This window comes from Mesorhizobium sp. B2-1-3A, from assembly GCF_006442655.1.
Lineage (GTDB): Bacteria > Pseudomonadota > Alphaproteobacteria > Rhizobiales > Rhizobiaceae > Mesorhizobium.
Genome location: NZ_VFWK01000011.1, coordinates 38,648 through 55,182, shown reverse-complemented (window position 1 = coordinate 55,182; position 16,535 = coordinate 38,648). Strand labels below are relative to the sequence as shown.

Annotated in this window: 18 protein-coding genes and 2 pseudogenes; 9 read left to right on the top strand and 11 right to left on the bottom strand. The window is 59.6% G+C overall.

The window, feature by feature from the left end:
• Positions 1-131: 131 nt before the first annotated feature.
• Positions 132-1,925 (bottom strand): PAS domain S-box protein, encoded by a 1,794-nt coding sequence (locus FJ977_RS33700; protein WP_140776830.1) that lies wholly within the window; start codon positions 1,923-1,925, stop codon positions 132-134.
• Between the two features lie 171 nt (positions 1,926-2,096).
• On the opposite strand from FJ977_RS33700, the gene FJ977_RS33695 reads away from it, so the two are divergent.
• The gene (locus FJ977_RS33695) at positions 2,097-2,468 is read left to right on the top strand and encodes a response regulator (protein WP_181180155.1); all 372 of its coding nucleotides are present in this window, start codon (positions 2,097-2,099) and stop codon (positions 2,466-2,468) included.
• Positions 2,469-2,516: 48 nt separating this feature from the next.
• Here the strand turns inward: FJ977_RS33695 and FJ977_RS33690 are convergent, their stop codons facing one another.
• Together FJ977_RS33690 and FJ977_RS33685 are read right to left on the bottom strand one after the other, a co-directional pair.
• Complete coding sequence (locus tag FJ977_RS33690; protein ID WP_140776826.1) at positions 2,517-2,936, bottom strand: low affinity iron permease family protein; 420 nt, start codon at positions 2,934-2,936, stop codon at positions 2,517-2,519.
• A gap of 59 nt (positions 2,937-2,995) precedes the next feature.
• A pseudogene (locus FJ977_RS33685) lies at positions 2,996-3,503 on the bottom strand (DUF892 family protein).
• Between the two features lie 610 nt (positions 3,504-4,113).
• Between FJ977_RS33685 and FJ977_RS33675 the strand changes: the two are divergent.
• Together FJ977_RS33675 and FJ977_RS33670 are read left to right on the top strand one after the other, a co-directional pair.
• Complete coding sequence (locus tag FJ977_RS33675) at positions 4,114-4,752, top strand: hypothetical protein (RefSeq protein ID WP_140776941.1); 639 nt, start codon at positions 4,114-4,116, stop codon at positions 4,750-4,752.
• Positions 4,753-4,865: 113 nt separating this feature from the next.
• The gene (locus tag FJ977_RS33670) at positions 4,866-5,414 is read left to right on the top strand and encodes a ribonuclease H (protein ID WP_140776822.1); all 549 of its coding nucleotides are present in this window, start codon (positions 4,866-4,868) and stop codon (positions 5,412-5,414) included.
• Between the two features lie 13 nt (positions 5,415-5,427).
• Here the strand turns inward: FJ977_RS33670 and FJ977_RS33665 are convergent, their stop codons facing one another.
• Positions 5,428-5,802, bottom strand: a complete 375-nt coding sequence (locus FJ977_RS33665; RefSeq protein WP_140776820.1) for a DUF982 domain-containing protein — start codon at positions 5,800-5,802, stop codon at positions 5,428-5,430.
• 200 nt (positions 5,803-6,002) lie between these two features.
• On the opposite strand from FJ977_RS33665, the gene FJ977_RS33660 reads away from it, so the two are divergent.
• The 6 genes and pseudogenes from FJ977_RS33660 (at position 6,003) to FJ977_RS33645 (ending at position 8,343) form a co-directional block, all read left to right on the top strand.
• Positions 6,003-6,362, top strand: a complete 360-nt coding sequence (locus FJ977_RS33660; protein WP_140776818.1) for a hypothetical protein — start codon at positions 6,003-6,005, stop codon at positions 6,360-6,362.
• Between the two features lie 128 nt (positions 6,363-6,490).
• A complete protein-coding gene (locus FJ977_RS36045) occupies positions 6,491-6,661 on the top strand; it encodes a hypothetical protein (protein ID WP_181180154.1) in 171 nt (56 codons plus the stop codon).
• Positions 6,662-6,807: 146 nt separating this feature from the next.
• On the top strand, positions 6,808-6,984 hold the full coding sequence (locus tag FJ977_RS36040; protein ID WP_181180153.1) for a hypothetical protein: 177 nt from the start codon (positions 6,808-6,810) through the stop codon (positions 6,982-6,984).
• A 413-nt stretch (positions 6,985-7,397) separates the two neighbouring features.
• Positions 7,398-7,704 (top strand): annotated as a pseudogene (locus FJ977_RS33655) (helix-turn-helix domain-containing protein); the annotation flags it as partial.
• 78 nt (positions 7,705-7,782) lie between these two features.
• Positions 7,783-8,028, top strand: a complete 246-nt coding sequence (locus FJ977_RS33650; protein WP_140776816.1) for a hypothetical protein — start codon at positions 7,783-7,785, stop codon at positions 8,026-8,028.
• A 9-nt stretch (positions 8,029-8,037) separates the two neighbouring features.
• Positions 8,038-8,343 (top strand): hypothetical protein, encoded by a 306-nt coding sequence (locus FJ977_RS33645; RefSeq protein ID WP_246683403.1) that lies wholly within the window; start codon positions 8,038-8,040, stop codon positions 8,341-8,343.
• A gap of 1 nt (position 8,344) precedes the next feature.
• Here FJ977_RS33645 and FJ977_RS33640 read toward each other — a convergent pair whose 3' ends face one another.
• The 7 genes from FJ977_RS33640 to FJ977_RS33610 form a co-directional block, all read right to left on the bottom strand.
• Positions 8,345-10,495, bottom strand: coding sequence for a type IV secretory system conjugative DNA transfer family protein (locus FJ977_RS33640; protein WP_140776814.1), 2,151 nt, complete (start codon positions 10,493-10,495; stop codon positions 8,345-8,347).
• An 11-nt stretch (positions 10,496-10,506) separates the two neighbouring features.
• The gene (virB11, locus tag FJ977_RS33635) at positions 10,507-11,268 is read right to left on the bottom strand and encodes a P-type DNA transfer ATPase VirB11 (RefSeq protein ID WP_246683411.1); all 762 of its coding nucleotides are present in this window, start codon (positions 11,266-11,268) and stop codon (positions 10,507-10,509) included.
• Positions 11,269-11,527: 259 nt separating this feature from the next.
• Positions 11,528-12,991 carry a type IV secretion system protein VirB10 gene (gene virB10, locus FJ977_RS33630; RefSeq protein ID WP_140776812.1) on the bottom strand — a complete coding sequence of 488 codons (1,464 nt, stop codon included), beginning with the start codon at positions 12,989-12,991 and terminating at the stop codon, positions 11,528-11,530.
• Complete coding sequence (locus FJ977_RS33625) at positions 12,991-13,788, bottom strand: TrbG/VirB9 family P-type conjugative transfer protein (protein WP_181180152.1); 798 nt, start codon at positions 13,786-13,788, stop codon at positions 12,991-12,993. The genes virB10 and FJ977_RS33625 overlap by 1 nt, the downstream gene beginning before the upstream one ends.
• The gene (locus tag FJ977_RS33620) at positions 13,785-14,504 is read right to left on the bottom strand and encodes a type IV secretion system protein (protein WP_140776808.1); all 720 of its coding nucleotides are present in this window, start codon (positions 14,502-14,504) and stop codon (positions 13,785-13,787) included. Before FJ977_RS33620 ends, FJ977_RS33625 begins: the two co-directional genes overlap by 4 nt.
• 65 nt (positions 14,505-14,569) lie before the next feature.
• Entirely contained in the window at positions 14,570-15,613 is a 1,044-nt protein-coding gene (locus FJ977_RS33615) for a type IV secretion system protein (RefSeq protein WP_140776806.1), read from the bottom strand.
• 182 nt (positions 15,614-15,795) lie between these two features.
• Positions 15,796-16,530: a type IV secretion system protein gene (locus tag FJ977_RS33610; protein WP_095776133.1), complete on the bottom strand. Its 735-nt coding sequence runs from the start codon at positions 16,528-16,530 to the stop codon at positions 15,796-15,798.
• Positions 16,531-16,535: the final 5 nt, after the last annotated feature.

Here is a 16,535-nt window from a genome sequence, read left to right as displayed (position 1 = left end):
AGCGATAAGCAGATAGAGCGCTATAGTCGGTACGTTTTTGACGATTACCGTTCTACATCGGGGTAAGCTGCCGACCGCCTCACCGTCCGGCTGAGATGAAACAGACGTCGGCAGGCAGGGACCGATGACTTCTAGACGTCCTTCTCAACAGATGCCTCGACGGCGGCCAACGGCGCTTCAAGCGTCCAGGTGATCCCATGGGGGCCATACTCAAGATTGGCTTTGCCTCCGACCGCCTCGGGCGCCACCCGCTTCAGCACCACGGTTCCGAAGCCGCCCTGGCCGATCTTCTGGACCTTCGGCCCATCTGTTTCCGCCCAGGAGAGGTGGAAGTGCTTCGAGGCACCAGAGCCGGTCGCGTCCCATTGGACCGAAATCGTCCCGTCATCGCCAGAAAGCACGCCGTATTTGGCTGAGTTGGTCGCGAGTTCGTGGAAGGCAATGCCGAAATACTGGACGGCGTTGGGGCTGAGCAAGATGGATGGTCCCGACATGGAAATGCGCCCCTCATTACCGAAGGGTTTGGCCTGCGACAGCAGCAGTTCGAAAAGGGTGACGCCTTTCCAGTCGCCGGCGACAAGCAGATCGTGCGAGCGTGACAGGGCCATGATCCGCTCGCGCACCTGCCGTTCGAACACTGCGGGGTTCTCGGCGCGCTTGTTGGTTTCCCTGATCATCGAAAGGATGACGGAATACTGGTTCTTGACCCGGTGGTTGACCTCGCGCATCAACATGCGGATACGATGCTCGTTCTCCCTTGCGGACGTGATGTCGCGTGCGATCTTGGATGCGCCGATAATCTGCCCGGTCGCGTTGCGTACAGGCGATACCGTCAGCGAGACCGGAACGAGGCTGCCGTCCTTGCGCTGACGGATCGTTTCGTATGTGTCGACGGATTCGCCGCGGCGGATTCGTTCGAGGATGCGGGGTTCCTCGTCCTGGTGGTCATCCGGGATGAGCATGGTCACCGATCGGCCGATTGCTTCCTCGGCAGTGTAGCCGAACAGCCGTTCGGCACCGCGATTCCAACTCTTGATGACGGTGTTCAGATCTTTGCTGACGATTGCGTCGAATGAGGACTCCACGATGGCCGAGAGATGGTGCCTGGCCTCCAGGGCACGCTGGCGGTCGGTGAGATCAAACAGCATGTTCACGGCACCGATCAGCTTGCCGGTCTCATCGCGGATCGGGGTCGGATAGGGCTGAAATGGAAAGAAGGATCCATCCGGACGCTGCGCTATGGCCTGCTGGTCGCGCACGGCCCGGTTCTCCTTGAGCGCGATCGCCATTGGGCACTCGTCGTGCGGCAATTCCGTGCCGTCGGGCATGAACAGCTTGAACGTCACGCACCACTTGTCCTTGCCGATCTCAGGTTCCCTGCCGGCCAGCTCGGCGGCGGCCCGGTTGTAGTAAGTGATGATCCCATCCGGGTCGGTCGTGTAGATGGCTACCGGGAGACTGTCGAGGACCTGATGGTAGGTGCTGTCCTGGAGTCTCAGTTCTGTCGGCGTCCGCTCGAGGTCGGATACATCAACGGTGAAGCATCTTGTGTGTACCAGCTCGCCGTCTCGGAAGTGGCCGCTGGACGAAATTTCGACATGCTTGATTGATCCGTCGCGGGCTCTCAATCGCGCCGGATATCTCGCGATTTTTTCGCCATGGGTGAGGCGGTTCAAAATATCCTCGATGACCTCCCGGTCCGGATAGAACTCCGCAATGTGGCGGCCGATATAGTCCTCCGCGGGATAGCCGAGAAGGTCGAGCTCGGCCTTGTTGGCCTGTAGAATCACGCCGTCGCCGCTCACCAGATGGAGCGCAAGGGCGCCGTTCTCGAAGAAATCCTGGTAGTTGAAGTTCCGGCTATCCCCACCGGATGTTTCTTGGTTCTTGAACGCGACAACATTCGCGTGCGGCACTTCATACATCCCAATCCCCTTGCTGCTTAACCGCCCATAACGCGGCCTGTGGCCAATTTGTTCCAGCAGCTCCTGCCTCGCGGCCTGCGCACGATGCCGCTCTTGATTCAGCCTGTTGCGACATGCAAGCTTAGACCCGAACGGAAAACAACCTCGCGTAACGTGCAAATCGTGCCTCAAATGGACAAATCTCTGGTCCTTGTCGTTGACGACGAAGCTTTGATTACCCTGGAGATGGAGTCCGCCCTTCGCGAGGCAGGCTTTACCGTAGCATTGGCATCGTCATGTTCCGAAGCGGAGCGTTTTCTTGCCGACCACACCCCTGCCGCAGCGGTCCTGGATGTCAGGTTGTCGGACGGTGAGTGCGTTGAGGCAGCAAGAACGCTGGCTGGCCGGGATGTGCCCTTCGTCGTGTATTCCGGTCTTGGCGTCGAGGATCACGACGAGGCATTCTCACGTGGTGTGACAGTGATGAAGCCGGCCGGACCGGAAGAAATCGTCCGCCTTCTCAGAGAGCTGTTGGCAGATCAGCAACCGAGGATGACGGGATAGCTGCTCCTTTGAACTTAAGCTCGGGGGCTTAAGTGCCGGTCCCACGTGTCACGGTGGTGGCGATTGCCGTTTCGCCCGTCGGCCCGCCGACCTTTTTATTTGGGACTCGGCTTTCTTTTTCCTATTGGCTGCGCGGAGACACAGAGCGCGCATTTCCTCGACTTCCTTTTCGGTGAGGTGCTCGATGCCAATGAAGTCATTCTTTCCGTGACCGGCCCGGATCAACTCGTCAAGTTTGGCCTGACTGGCCGCTCCATCCCGGTTCTGAGTGCTTTGGATCAGGAACACCATGAGGAAGGTGATGATCGTGGTGCTGGTGTTGATAATGAGCTGCCACGTCTCCGAGTATTGAAACCTTGGCCCCAAGGCGGCCCACACGATAACGGATGCAACGCACAGGGCGAATGCCCAGGGTCGGCCCGTGGCGCGGGCAACGGCCCCGGCCATGATCGTGAACGATCGTTCCATGAGGTCCTCTGCATGGGCGCCCTGGCGGTTACCAGGGCGCCGACCGGTGGAAAGTCTTCCTATGCGGCTTCAGCGGCAACGTTGACAGCCGCCTCGGCGAGTTCCCAAGGCCGCGTCGGTCTCTTTCTCTTCGCCGAGCGTTAGGTCAAGCAGGTTGACCGCGTCGGTCAGGCCGAGTTCAGAGGCCCAGGTCCGCATGGTGCCGTAGCGGGAAATCTCATAGTGCTCGACCGCTTGCGCGGCCGCCAGCAGACCGGCGTCCAACGCAGCCGCGCCCTTGTACTCGCTCATGATCTCGGCGCCTTCCTCGGTGATGCCGATGATGGCCGCACATGGCTTGCCAGCCGGCTTCTTGCCAATCGCCTCGAAAACCTTGTCGAGGCGGGCCACATGCTCCTTGGTCTCTTCGCGGTGCTTTTCGAAGGCTGCCTTCAGGTCCGGGCTCTGAGCGGCCTTGGTCATCTTGGGCAGGGTGGCCAGGATCTTCTTCTCGGCGAAATAGATGTCTTTGAGCGTGTCGTGGAACAGGTCATTGAGACCTTTGTTCGATGCATTGGACGTTGCCATATCGGGAACCTTCTTTGTTGATTGCGAGCGATTACTCCGCCAGCGTTAGACGGTTCCGGCAAGTCCAGTGCCGACACGACGATCGAGGCCCTGACGCTTGCCTAGCGAAGCCGCTGCGGAGCAATTGTCGCGCCTCACGCAGAAGCGAATTCCGGTCGGTGCCGATCAACCGGATAAGATCGCGTGCTTGTTCCTCGGTAATCCCCGTCTCCTGAGCAAGAGACTGCAGGTGCGTCATGCAGCTCCATCGCATGGACACGGCGTTCGTCGTCGCCCATCGTCCTCGCCGCGGCAAGCGCTGGACGTGAGAGCACCTCGGCACGCTCCGATCATGTGGCGGAGCAAACTGCCTCGACGCCCCCTGCACACTTCTGCGGTGATCACGATCCCGCGCCGCGCTTACCAGTTGCAGAGGTCGGCTTTCCTTCGCATCATAAAGAAGCCGTCGGTCCGTTTCCGGCCCCGCAGCCGCCGCGGCAACGCTCTGCCGCTTCCTGTTAGCCGAGCGCCTTTAGGGCCATACTGGTTGAGACCGCAGGCGGATTAGAACTCAGTGTTGGCTCTGCGATAGGCTCATCGCTCCCGACAATCGGTGATCTATATAAAGGGCATGTCCACGCGCCGAAAAATCAATCCAATAGCGAAGCTGATTGGAGAGTGGCCTTTAACCCCGGCTGCAACGATTGGATCGTCCGTCAGAGCAAGGGGTATTTTTCTCGAAATACGCGCCCGCCTTCCAATGGAGTTCAGGAAACTGCTCCATATCGAGTCCCGTGTGCTCACCCTGCGCCGGTCTGAGGGCGCCGAGAATGATGTGCAGGTGGCAATGGGGATCGTATCCAAAGCACTGCAGAAGATCGAAGAGCTGCCCGTCATTCCCCGTGAGATCGAGGACATTCTGACAATCTCGACGGCCGAACGGCACCGCTGGCTGAAAGATGGTCGCTTGCAGAGCGCCGGGACGAAAACGGTGAAACTCCGCGGGCGGGCAAGGAACATCACGTTTCACGTGTTCGACCCGCAGCACGTGGAGGATGTGCTTGACCGCGACCTGGTTACGGTCTGGCGCGAACAGGACGCAGCGACAGCTGCGGATAATAGGCGGCGAGCGGCGGGGAAGGCCGCGATGAAACGCGCTCAAAGAAGCGGTCGCGGAACTGCAGCTTCCGCTGGCTATGGCCCCGATGAGAACTCGCACTCCAGTTTGCGCGGCTGGGAAGATTTTGAGAAGGACGGGCTCCTGCGCTGATAGGCCGGGCGCACAAGCAGTTTAGAACGTCTGCCTGCGCCGTTCGCGAAAATGGGGAAAAATCGCGGCCAAACCGTTTGCGAGGAGCGAAGGGTCGACAGGAAAACCCGGGTATGGCGCGCCCCGCTTTCGCTACCGCAGTGCCGCCGGGTCTGGTCATCTATGCCGATGGTTGTTGCGAGCCGAATCCGGGGATCGGCGGGTGGGCATGTGTGGTCTATCGGGACGGTGTGGAGGTCTATTCCGAAAGCGGCGGCGACCGAGAGGCGACGAACCAGCGAATGGAATTGACCGCTGCCCTGCAAGGGCTGGTGTGGGTTATAGACAACGACATCCGCGAGCCGGTTCGGCTGTTCTCTGACAGTTCCTACACCGTCGACGCTTGCAACAAATGGCGCCACGGTTGGCGGCGAAATGGCTGGCGTCGCGGTGGCCCAAAAAACAGGGTCATCGTAAATTTAGACTTGTGGAAGGCGCTTGACGGTGCCCTTACCCTGCATCCGGTCCAGCTGGAGTGGTGCAAGGGGCACGCCGGAATCATTGGCAATAAGCGGGCAGATGAGCTTTCGCTGGTCGGCCGGGGAACGGTCGTCGATCGGTCCCCGACCCCGCTTGATCTGATCCGGGAACAATTGGACTACAGCGCAAGAGGTTGCCTTTGACCAAATCACCTCCTCAGTTCTGCATGAAACCTTCAGGAAGCAGGTCAGCTTCCAAGGCCGCAGCAATGAAGGCGATCCGAACCTCGGTGTCGCTGCACCGTCCGATACGCGCCTCAACCAGCGCGGCCAGTGCTGCAAGAAACTTGGGGCCGTCCGAGGGCCATTTGCCATCTGTCAGAACGTCTGCCATCTCGGCATGCGTGCGCACCACGCGAATTCCGTGGTCGCGTTTGATCGGAATCTTGAAATCCTGGCCCATACTTCTCAACGACTTTGACGTTGCAGTGTTCCGCTGCCTGACAAAGCTCAGGGTGAAATCATAATGGATCGAAGGAAGAAGACCACAAAGCAAAGGCCAGGCAAGCTCTTTGATGAGGTGCCCTTTCAAGTGAGACCCAAGAAGCCGGCAAGCCGAAGCGTCACCCCTGAGCAGCGCCGCGCTGGTCGCAGAGAGCAAGACCGTGCTGTTGCCAAGCTTACGCGGGCAGACGGCGGGAAGGACGGTGCCAAGGTCACAGCGGTCAAGCTACGCATATCCGGCAAGCGAAGTGAGTTGCAGGCGATCCGGTCACGGCCAGGAACATTTGAATGGCGCTATGGTCGGAAGAAGCAAGACGCGCTTTCCACGCCGGAAGTCATCTGGCCGTGTTATGGGAGCGCGCCGGGATCGCCGTCCCCAGTTCAGCAAATTTTCTTCGCGGCACGGGCTCGGGCTATGCCACGGGGATATCGGACGGGCGCGTCGTGGCGATGGACAAGCTGAAGGGCTTCGCCAAGGAAATGGGCCGCGCGCCAGCCGACCGACTGATCGACTATTGCGTGGCCGGACTGACCACGGCGCAAATCGCGATGAAGCACGGCGCGAAGGAAAGGGAGATGGCGCCAGTTCTGCACCACGATCTGCGGTCTTGTGCGGAACACTTCAACTTCGTAACAGGAAGGCGATGAAATTCGGGGACGTCTCCATGCCGGAAGCGCTTTACCAGACTGCCGCCGTGTTGATTTGGCTGAAAAACAACGATCACCCGTCGAGTTCGGACGCGTTTTAAGCGCCCGAATTTAATCCTGAACCATGGTTGAGTCTGGAAGATGCCATCATCTTCTCGGTGGACAACATGGATACGCATCCGGGAAAGCAGCCTTGGATAAAGGCAGGCGAAGCAATTTTTGCGCCGCACGACATCGCCCGGGAGTACGTCCCGATCATGACCCGCCGGGCCGCCCAATATGGCCGTCGAGAGATTTAGCCCTTAATTGACTTTCGACGCGAAACACCTTAGTGTTCCGGTCAGGTGCAGAGATGCGCCGCAAACCCGCCCAGTCAGGCGGGTTTTTTGTTGCTGGGGAACAAGTTGGCCTATGGCGTGTTTTGACTTCGAGAGGAGCCCACGCTATGCCCAAAGACATCCCAAATCGAAACCGCGATCCTGAACCCGACGCTAGCGGCCAGTATGCCAAGTCAGAAGCCGACGCTAGCAATGACGGCGTCAGCAGCGCTGATCCTCGCGTTTTGTCGGGCAAAAAGAGTGGCGATGCCACGTTCCCGCTGAAGCAAGATAAGCCGAAATGACGGGGTCGCTATGAGATCGCCTCCCAACCCGCCGCCCCTAAGGCGGGTTTTTTCGTTCCAGCCGGGGCGATGAGGGGCAAGATCGCCGCCCCGACTCATGAAAAAGTTGCGCCTTGTTAGCCGGACGGACCTTGGCGTCTGACCTATTCGCCACCACGCATCTCCAGCGTCGAAGCTTGAGCCTGGAACAGGTCGACTGGATGGGCAGAAGTTGCCCAGACACATAGCGCGTAGGCCGTCGCGAAGGAGATCAACAGGGCGGTCGCGATAGATAGACGGTGCATGGGCTGGGCTGGTCCTCTTTGTTGCAGACCCGCCCACAACCTTCCGCAACCTGATCGGTTCGTAACAAAATATTTACCGTGGCTGCATGGTTTACGAATGGTTTCGAAGGGCTGAGCACCACTATCGGCTATGCCCACGCGTTCCTTGTCCAGTCGTCCCGGACCGCATTGGTCAACGGCCATTCGAAAATCGAGGAACGGCTGGCCCGCTGGTTGCTGATGGTCCACGATCGTGCTGAAGGAAGTAAGATCCATCTGACGCATGAATTTCTGGCGACCATGCTTGGCGCTCGGCGTCCCGGCGTTACCATCGCCCTGCAAATGCTGGAGTATAGGGGGCTGGTTCACGCTCGTCGATCGCGCCGGAATGATAAAGCTAACTCATGGCGCTTACGGCCAGGAGGAACAACGCTATTTCGGCATAGCCGCCGCCTGATTGTTCGGAATCGGACATAGCCTTGAAAGCTGCCGAATTCGTGCACTAAATCGTGTTGGTTTGGGGGGAGGAACTCACATGATCAACACTTTTCACACCGTCACGGTTGAAAGAGCCGCCGAAGCCTATGTGCGCTCTAGAGGCAAAGCCCAGTTCCTCTCCATCTCACAGGCGATCCGCGCCATCCGAACGCTCATGCCGGCATGCAAAGCTACAGATCGCGACCTGGAGGCGTTACTGGCCGCAGCATCCATTATTCACGGTGTGCCCGTCGCGTTCGACTTAAAAACAGCCGTTGCCGCACAACCACGCCTCCATTCATAGGGCCGGAGAATGCCCGCGCTCGCGCAGACGCCTACGTTATCGGACGTTCGCCAGGCGATTGTCCATCATCTGATCGACAACATCGGCAGCCCGATTATTTCGATATCCGAGGTTAGCCACACCGTGAGGAGAATGTTTCCCCTTTGCGAACTCACGGACTGGGAACTTGGCGATCTCATTGCGCGAAGCGCGGTCGATGCGGGATTTGCGCTGACCTCGGCACTGCCCGAAACGCGCCGCAATGTCCTCCGCTGCCATGACGTGTGCGACAAGGTCGCGGTAGACAATGAGCTCTCCGCCGCATTGGAATGCTAGCCTACCCATCGACTAGATCAGGCAAAGTATCTTCGACGACGCTCAAATTCCTATCGAAAGCCTCGATATCGGATGCGTGAGCCCGGAGAGACCGCACCTTGTTCAGGATCGCCGCAACAGCTGCTTCTTTGTCGGGCGCTATGCGTGTTGTCACCGCTTTGGCCGCCAAAGCGGCAAAATCTATGGCGGCATAGACTGGTATGGCTGCAGCATCTGTTGCTTTCAGCCGATCTTTTACGAGTGCGCGGCGGCCCGGTGGCGGAGCTATCCAGCCTGCTTTTGCGGCAAAGGTTGCGCCGCGCCGCAGGCGGGTCTGCAAGAGGCCTGAGCGGTACTTCGGCGCTTTCGGCACAATCGCCGGGAGCGCAGGAGATGGAACCGCCGCGGAAGCGTCCAATGCAGGGCTTTTCGTGCGCGAAGCGTCCGTAGAGGCGGGCAGGGGCATGAACGCGCGTTTGGCGAGCTGGCCGTCGGCGAAATAGAAATTGCGAGTGCCGAGGATTGGCAGTTCACCGCGCGGCAAAATGATGACCTTGTTTTTGTCCAGCGTCCGGATTTCATCTTGCCGCATTAGGGGCCGCCGCACTACCTTGCGGTGCTCCGAGCGGGTGTAATAAGTGTCGAACAACGTTGCCTTGGTGCGCGTCACGTCCTTTTGCGCGTCCGACGTTTCGCCGAGCTGCTCGGAAACGTAGCGCAGATCGTCGGCGTCCTGCGCGCCGAAAAAGATCTGCACGCGAGCGGCGTTGATGAGCGTCTTGCGTCCTTCCTGGCGATAGATCTCGTCTACAGCCTTCAGCGACTGCACGAAAAACCACATGGAAACGCCGTTGCCACCGAGCACGCTCGCCATTTCGGTCACGTTCTCGAGCTTGCCGAGGTTCTGGAACTCGTCGAGCAGCACAAGCACCGGATGCTCGTCCGGACGCAGCATGGTTTCCGACATGAAGTTCATCATCTGCGTGATCAGGACGTTGAACAACGGTCCAAGCGAGGTGATCTGCTCGCGCCGTACGTCGAGATAAAGAGAGATCCGGTCGCGCTTGAGTTTGCGAATATCGAACGTGCTGCGCGAGGTAGCTCGCATCAGGCGCTCGTTAAGAAAGGGGGCCATGCCGGTTCGGACGCCGGCGTAAATTCCGGAAAACTGCCGCTCGGACATTTCGAAATACGGCAACAGGGTTTGCAGGGTGAAATGTGAGCATTCGCGGCGGCGATCCTCGCGCAGCGAGCCGATAAACTCCAGGAGCGGCTGCTCGACGCCGTTCATGATCTCGAGGATTGTGGTGAAGGTCTTCTTCTCGTTCGGGATGGCAGGCGATTCCATGACGAAGGACGCGATGCCGGTAAAAAGGAGGCGGGCGTCGTTGACCCAGTAGGGATCCGCGTTCGAAGGGGGGCGCGGAAAAAGCGCCGCAGCGATGTTGCGGAGGTCGATGTCGCGCTGAGCTGAGTCCAGCGAGATGAAGTCCATCGGATTGTAGCATGCGGTATTGCCGTCTGGATCAGCCGGCGCGAAACGCACCACGCGGCTCATGGTCGAACGATAACCGGCGGTGGCCGCATAGGTCTCGCCCCGCAGGTCGAGAACCACGAGCGAATGCGGCCAGGTCAAGGCGTCCGGGATGATGAGTGACGTGCCCTTACCGGAGCGCGGCGGCCCTATGACGAAGCCGCCGACATCATCGCCATCAATCCACAATTTCTTACCGCCGATCAGCTTGCGCTGCGTCAAACGGATCTTGCCGGAGCGATGATCGCGGCCGGGTGACAAAATGTCGGCAAGCCTGCCGCCGGCTCGACCGACGAAGACGCCGCCAACTTTCGTCAGGCCAGTTTTCGATACGTCGTTCATCGTCATGAAGCGAGAGTCATTGCGCTTTCTCGGGCGCATGAGAAACAAGCTGACAAGTGGCAAGAGAAACCCAACAAATCCCGCCGCAATGGCGTATTTCACCCGGTCAAAATTTCTTGCAGTTACGTCAGCCCAGGCCAGACGAACAACCGGCAAGGGATTGGCGTTCAGCTGGTCGAACAGGACGTGGGAGCCCGTCCGGTACCAATCTGTCGCGGCATAGGCGACCGTGAAGAGCAGGACGCCTAGGGCCATCGCCATGAGCACCATGAAAATTGCTGTTGCGATTTTCTGCATGGATGGCCTCGTTAGATCGTCTCCGCCTTGGTGAACTTGATCTCGCTGATACCGCGCCGTCCGCCTTCACTGCGGACCATCTGGACGACCACCGGAATGACCTCGCGCAAGTAATCGAGGATTTCACTCCGTGAGAGCCCCGTACTGCCCTGCATGACCATGAGCGCCAGCCGCTCGTAGGCGGACCGGGCGGAATTGGCATGAACGGTCGTGAGCGAGCCCGGATGGCCGGTGTTGATCGCCTGCAGAAACGCGAAGGTTTCAGCGCCGCGTAACTCGCCCAACAACAGACGGTCGGGTCGCATGCGAAGCGAGGCTTCGAGAAGCTGTTGCGCGGAGACTTTGGCAAGGCCCTGGTCGCCCTTCGAGGCTATCAGGGTGACGTTGTTGGGAGCCGGCAGCCTCAGTTCGCGGGTGTCTTCGATCGTGATGATCCGTTCATGAGCCGGGATCTCCTTCAGGAGTGCATTCAAGAACGTCGTCTTGCCGGTCGACGTGCCGCCTGAAACGACTATCGAGACGCGGTTGCGCACCGCATACTGGAGGAACTCCATCGGCGAGGTGTCCTGCAGCATTTCGACAAGTCGCTTTTCTTCGGTTGAAAGCGCCAGGCCGCTGCCCATCGCCGTATTTTCGAACGCGCCGAGATCGTTATAGGCAGCAAGGCTCATATCCATGATGACCTGCTTGCGGATTGAGATCGCCCCGCCTTCGGGAGCCGCCGGCGGCAAGATACATTGGATGCGCTCGCCTGAGGGTAGTGCTGCCGACAGGACCGGTTTTTCTTCGTTGATGACCTGATTTGTCGCAAGGCGACGCCCGTCGAGATATGCCTAATCCAGCCGGGCGTGACTTCGCGCTTGACGACGTGCTCCATTTCCTTAGCGCCGAGGCGTTCGATGAACAATTCACCTGGCCTGTTGATCGCAATCTCGGAAACCGAGTCTTCGTTCAAATAGGACCATATTGGCTCCAGATGCGCGCGCAGGACCGGGGCTCGTGCCCAAGGGTCGGGGAGGGGATGCAGGGCGTTCATTTCACCGGACTCCCATAGCCGCGATAAAAATGATCCTTTGGCGTCGCGTAGAGGGGCGTCGGGTCGATCGCTGTCTTCGGCCGCCCACCTGCCTTCAGGCGCGCAACTTCTTCTTGGACGGGATCGGCGTACAAATCCGAGAAATCGAGATCTCGCCGTACCAGCACGACAATCGATGTACCCTGGTCGACGTAGACTGTCGGGCCAATGTTCTGCGTGTCGCGAAAAGCCTCTTGCGCGAGTTGCTGCAGGGCGGTCGATGATTTGTCGAACGCGATGCCGCGGGCGTCGCGCTGCGAGCCATTGCCACCGTAAGTTACGGTCGTGGTCTCACCGGTCACGGGATCGGTCGTCGACACCTGACGCTGTTGTCCGTCCTGGCTGCTGTCGCCAAGCGAAGACAGATATTCAGAGACGCCGCCAACGACCGAAAGCATGATGGCGTTGCCGTACCGTTCAACCCAATGTGTATCGACACGGCCGCCCATGCCACCGCGGCCGAGCGCATCTGCACCGGGCGACTTGATATCGACGGAAATGCCGTCCGAGCGAATGATCCTGTTCCAGACGATGAAAACACGCTTTTGTCCGCGCGCAAGCCCCGAGCGGTATTCTCCGGTGAGGCGCGAGCCCTTCGGAATGAGGATCCGCCTGCCGTCGAGCGAAAACACGTCCTCACGCACGACAGCGCGCACCGCGCCGGGAAGGTCGGTGTTAACAGCGGTTTCCAAATAGCCGCGAAGGATAGTTCCCTCTGGGATCAACGCATCGGTGCGTCGGAAGATTTTTGCTTTGACGATGCCGGAAGAGCTTGCCTCGGACTGTGCCAGGAATGCCTTGTTGGGATCACTGTCGGCTCCGGGGACCGGGACGATCTGACCGTCGGGCGCGATTTCGGCCTGTGCCGCCTGGGCGGCGGTATCCGTCGAGCCGGTTTCACCATTTGTCACCATCTGGTTGGATCGTAGGCGTTCCCACACGGCCTTTTCATGCTCGGCGGCCTCAGCCTTGCGGCGAGCCTCGTCATCAGCCGCGGCCTTGCGGCGGGCTTCTTCCGCCTCGGCCTTGCGGCGAGCTTCCTCGGCCGCCATTTGCTGCTCCAGTGCGCGCCGCTGCGCATCGAGATCCGTTCCCTCCTGAACGGTCTGATCGACATTATCGGCTTGTTGCGTGTCCTTTTGGTCGTCAGCCGGTGGCGGCACCACGATCTGGTCGATCGTGCCGTCGGCAGGTTGGGGCGGGTTGTTCAACGCCGGCGGGCGGAACTCTGGCGGATTGAAGTTTTCCTCGCCATCGCTGCGAAGATCGCGCGATACAGGCTCCCGGGGCCAGTTGAGCCATATCAGCGCGCCTACCAGCACTACGCCGAGGCTGACCAGGGCGATCCTGGTACCCACGCCCGCACCACGGCGCGCGACCGTTGGGCTGCCATCCAGTTGGTTATAGTCGATCTGCGTCATCACCGTCCTCCGCTGGATCCGAACAGGGTGGAACCGCCTGTCAGTTTCGTTGGACCGTAGACTTGCTCGACGGGATCGATGGCGTTGGGTCGCGCTCGGTTGTAGAGGCAGAGCGTCTTGCCATCGGCCCGCAAGGTGAATTGCCGTGCGATCTTGTCGATGACGGTGTATTTGCCCTGCGTGCGAACGTTGACCAGCGACTCATGGCGCTTGTCGTCGACAATGAAGATCGCCGGAATGTCGCCCTTGAACTCCAGAAACACCTTGGTGCCGTCGTCGAATACGGTGCGCGGCTTCAGGCTGTCGTCGCCCTTGTAGGCGTAGTCGTAATTGAGATCGGCATAATTCAGCTCCTTCAAATCCGGATCGGTGGCGCTCTCCTTGGCCTGTGAGAGCAGGCGCGCATTGATATCCTCGTCCGGGTATTTGAACCGAACCTGGAAGGATGCCCGGTCACGGCTATTGTCAGTTGCCTGCAGCAGCAGGGAATAGACGCGCCGGTTGGTGACCACGTTGACGTTGGTCCATGCATCGCGCTCCAGCGGCTTGACGAAGAGGAATCGAGATCCGCGCTTGGGGATGATTGACCAGCCTTTCGTGTCGCCAGCCGACACGGTTTCTATGACTTCGGTCGGACTGAGTTCGACCATCGTGGAAATCCCAAGAGCGGCGCGCACCGACGTCACGTCGTCATTGTTGAAGGTGACATATCGGATGCGGCCGTCGCGTGCGGCCGCGCCGTGGATCGTGCCGAGCAGAAGGGCGGCCGACAGGACGAGGCCCGCGCGCCGTCTCATTGCAGGCTCCCCGCCGCTGGCGCCGATTCTTGGTCGCGGCGGTAATCCGTAACCTGAAATCCCAACGGGTTGTCGAAACGCCATTCGTTCTTGAGCGGTGTTGAGGTGTAGCGGAACTTTATCACCGCCACCCAATTGTCGGCGGTGGATGAATTGTCCCGCCGCGTCGTCGTGGCAAAGCGCACCGAGGCCGTGTTGCGATTGAGCAGGGAAACCGACTTGATCTCGACAGCGACGGTGACATTGCGGCCATAGGTCTTGTCCAGCGATTGCGGATTGGCTGGCGTGTACAGCCATGTCAAATCCTTGGACGCCGCGTCGGTGGAGTAGAGCTGCGCCAGGTCGTAATTCTGTTTCAGTTCACGGGAATCGTATGTTTCTCGGGCCCTGATGTAGCGGACGAGATTTGCCGCGGTGACGGCCTCGTTCTGAGATAAATCACCAGGCTTGAGCGCGCGCATGATCTCAAGGTAGCCCGTCGATTTGTCGACCTCGACAACATACGGTTCGAACTGCCGGAGCGGCAGGATCAGCACGAGCGCCAGCAGCGAAAGCACCGCCACCAGTCCGGAAACGCCGCTGACGATCCAGGCCAATGTACGCGATCGCCGCATTGACCTGTGCGTGTCGTCTTCCCAGGTCGCGCCCGCCCTGTAATAGCGTCTGTCGACGAGCTCGCTGCCGCCGTTAGCAGCTGTTTCCGATGGAGTTGACACTTACTATTGCCTCGTTTGAGCGACGCACTCTGATCCACGCCGCGATCGGTGATCGTTCTTGTGTCCTAGGCCAGAGGCCTGGAGTTATCGCGCGCACCTTGCTGGATGGCGGACCGGGTTGCGGCATCCGCCCTCGCTGCTCGCGAAGATCGAAAACTGTTTGTCGCGAGCTGCCGGGCGCCCCGAGCGGCGCGGCCTGCGGCCCATCGCGCGCCGGAATAGCGCACGGCATTCCTGCCGAACGTCCCATATGAGTGCCGAGCGCCCGTGGTACTGAGATACCCGCCGCCATTCAGGATCGAAGCAATCGAGGGTATCTGCATGAGAACGTAGATGCCGATGATCGTCACCAGCACCAAGGGCAGCACCAGCGACATTTTGCTGTCCATGGTCGCTCCGCCGGACGTGGCGGTGTTCAGCGCCGCATTGACGAGCGAGAAGTAGAAACCGAGAAAGCCGTAGATCAGGATTTGCTGGATCATCAGGAAGGTGGTCAGCGAAAGAAAGCCTTCGCTCATGCGCGAGGACCATCGGTAAAGCCAAAGAATGATCCAAATCGGCGCCAAGGCCAGCGTGATGAACAACATCACCTTGGCGGCGATGATCGCGGCAATGGCAAGCGCTGCGAAGATGATGGCAGACAGCAGGACGAGCAGCGACAAGAGCGCGCCAAAAATGTCGTAGAAGGATCCGCTATAAACCTGATTGGCGACGTCCTGCGCCCCTTGATAGAGGTTGTCGATAAGCGCTGGAATTGCCGCTTGGTCGTTGAGCTGATTGCCGGTGGCTCGCGACACGGCGCCGACAATGACCTTGCCGACCTCATCTGGAATGCTTTGAACAAGCTGGTAGATCGTCGCGGAGAATGTGCCCCATCCAGTCAGCAGCAGATAGATAATGACGGCGCGGCCGAGGCGATAAGCCGCCTCGAGCGGCGAGATCGACTCTCGCCCGCTCAGAATCGAGTAGCCCCACCACGCGATATAGAGGGTCAGCATGAGGGTGAAGACGTTGCCCATCGCATTGCCCAACTGCATATAGACGGTGCGAACGAAGTCCTCACCGATGTTGTCAATGCCACCTAGAATGCTTGCGGCGAGACCGTTCATGGATCCTCGTCAATGATGCTGGTGAACGGCGTTGAATTGACTGGCTTCAGCGGACCGCATTCGTCGGTGTGGGCATACGCCAAAGGCCCGCACGGCGCTTTCAGTTCGCGATTTGCGCATCCAAACAGCACGGTGCCGAGCCCAATCACGGCGCATATGCGCAGCACTCGCCTCGACAAGCGCTAGCCTCCGCTCTTGCCAAATTCCGCGAACGGATTGACGTTGCGCGGTGTCATCATCTTCTGCACCTGGCTTTGGCGAAGAAGATCCCCCTTCAGCTTCTCATTCAGGGCCGCGACCGCGCCGTTCTGGACGCCGATCAATTCGTTGACGGCGCGCGCGTTTTCCAGCTGCATTCGTGTGTTCTGGTCCACCGATCCCTTGACGTCCTGCGACTGCCCGATCTGCCCACTCGCGGACTGGAGGGACTGTTGGCGCTGGGTGACGCCCTGCGAGGCCTGCGACGTCAGCGCGCTTAGCAGCGAGGCCACGTTGACGCTGCCGCCATAGGCTGTGTTGACGGCGCTTGTCTCCTTGCCGGCGATCTGCTGGAGCTGCTTTACCAGCTGGAGCCCGTTGATGACGGCGCCGGCGATTTTCTGGATTTCGGGCGACAGGCCACCAAACGAAAGCGCGCCGCCATTCAGGATCGATCCGAACGACGGAGCCTGCGCAATCGACATGTTGCCGCCAAGGCCCATCTGTCCGATGCCGAGCGAACCGTCACGACTGCCGCTGAGAGCCTGCAGGATCTCCTCGCTCTTTTTCAGGATATCCTTGTTCGAATCCATGATGGAGTTGGTGTTGTCCGCATTCTTGCGGGCGACATCGAGATTGGCGCCATCAATGACGGCAATCTGTGCGTGGGCCGTGCTTGCCCAAAGCGCCAGACTGGCAGCAATCGCGAATTTTTTCATGTCAG

Bases quoted from the DNA above. Each gene is read 5' to 3' on its own strand.
- FJ977_RS33640 (WP_140776814.1), bottom strand. From the start codon at position 10,495: ATGCAGAAAATCGCAACAGCAATTTTCATGGTGCTCATGGCGATGGCC.
- FJ977_RS33615 (WP_140776806.1), bottom strand. From the start codon at position 15,613: ATGAACGGTCTCGCCGCAAGCATTCTAGGTGGCATTGACAACATCGGT.
- FJ977_RS33645 (WP_246683403.1), top strand. From the start codon at position 8,038: ATGCCCGCGCTCGCGCAGACGCCTACGTTATCGGACGTTCGCCAGGCG.
- FJ977_RS33610 (WP_095776133.1), bottom strand. From the start codon at position 16,530: ATGAAAAAATTCGCGATTGCTGCCAGTCTGGCGCTTTGGGCAAGCACG.
- virB10 (WP_140776812.1), bottom strand. From the start codon at position 12,991: ATGACGCAGATCGACTATAACCAACTGGATGGCAGCCCAACGGTCGCG.
- FJ977_RS33675 (WP_140776941.1), top strand. From the start codon at position 4,114: ATGTCCACGCGCCGAAAAATCAATCCAATAGCGAAGCTGATTGGAGAG.
- FJ977_RS33670 (WP_140776822.1), top strand. From the start codon at position 4,866: ATGGCGCGCCCCGCTTTCGCTACCGCAGTGCCGCCGGGTCTGGTCATC.
- FJ977_RS33660 (WP_140776818.1), top strand. From the start codon at position 6,003: ATGGCGCTATGGTCGGAAGAAGCAAGACGCGCTTTCCACGCCGGAAGT.
- FJ977_RS33650 (WP_140776816.1), top strand. From the start codon at position 7,783: ATGATCAACACTTTTCACACCGTCACGGTTGAAAGAGCCGCCGAAGCC.
- FJ977_RS33700 (WP_140776830.1), bottom strand. From the start codon at position 1,925: ATGTATGAAGTGCCGCACGCGAATGTTGTCGCGTTCAAGAACCAAGAA.
- FJ977_RS33625 (WP_181180152.1), bottom strand. From the start codon at position 13,788: ATGAGACGGCGCGCGGGCCTCGTCCTGTCGGCCGCCCTTCTGCTCGGC.
- FJ977_RS33690 (WP_140776826.1), bottom strand. From the start codon at position 2,936: ATGGAACGATCGTTCACGATCATGGCCGGGGCCGTTGCCCGCGCCACG.
- FJ977_RS36040 (WP_181180153.1), top strand. From the start codon at position 6,808: ATGCCCAAAGACATCCCAAATCGAAACCGCGATCCTGAACCCGACGCT.
- FJ977_RS33695 (WP_181180155.1), top strand. From the start codon at position 2,097: ATGGACAAATCTCTGGTCCTTGTCGTTGACGACGAAGCTTTGATTACC.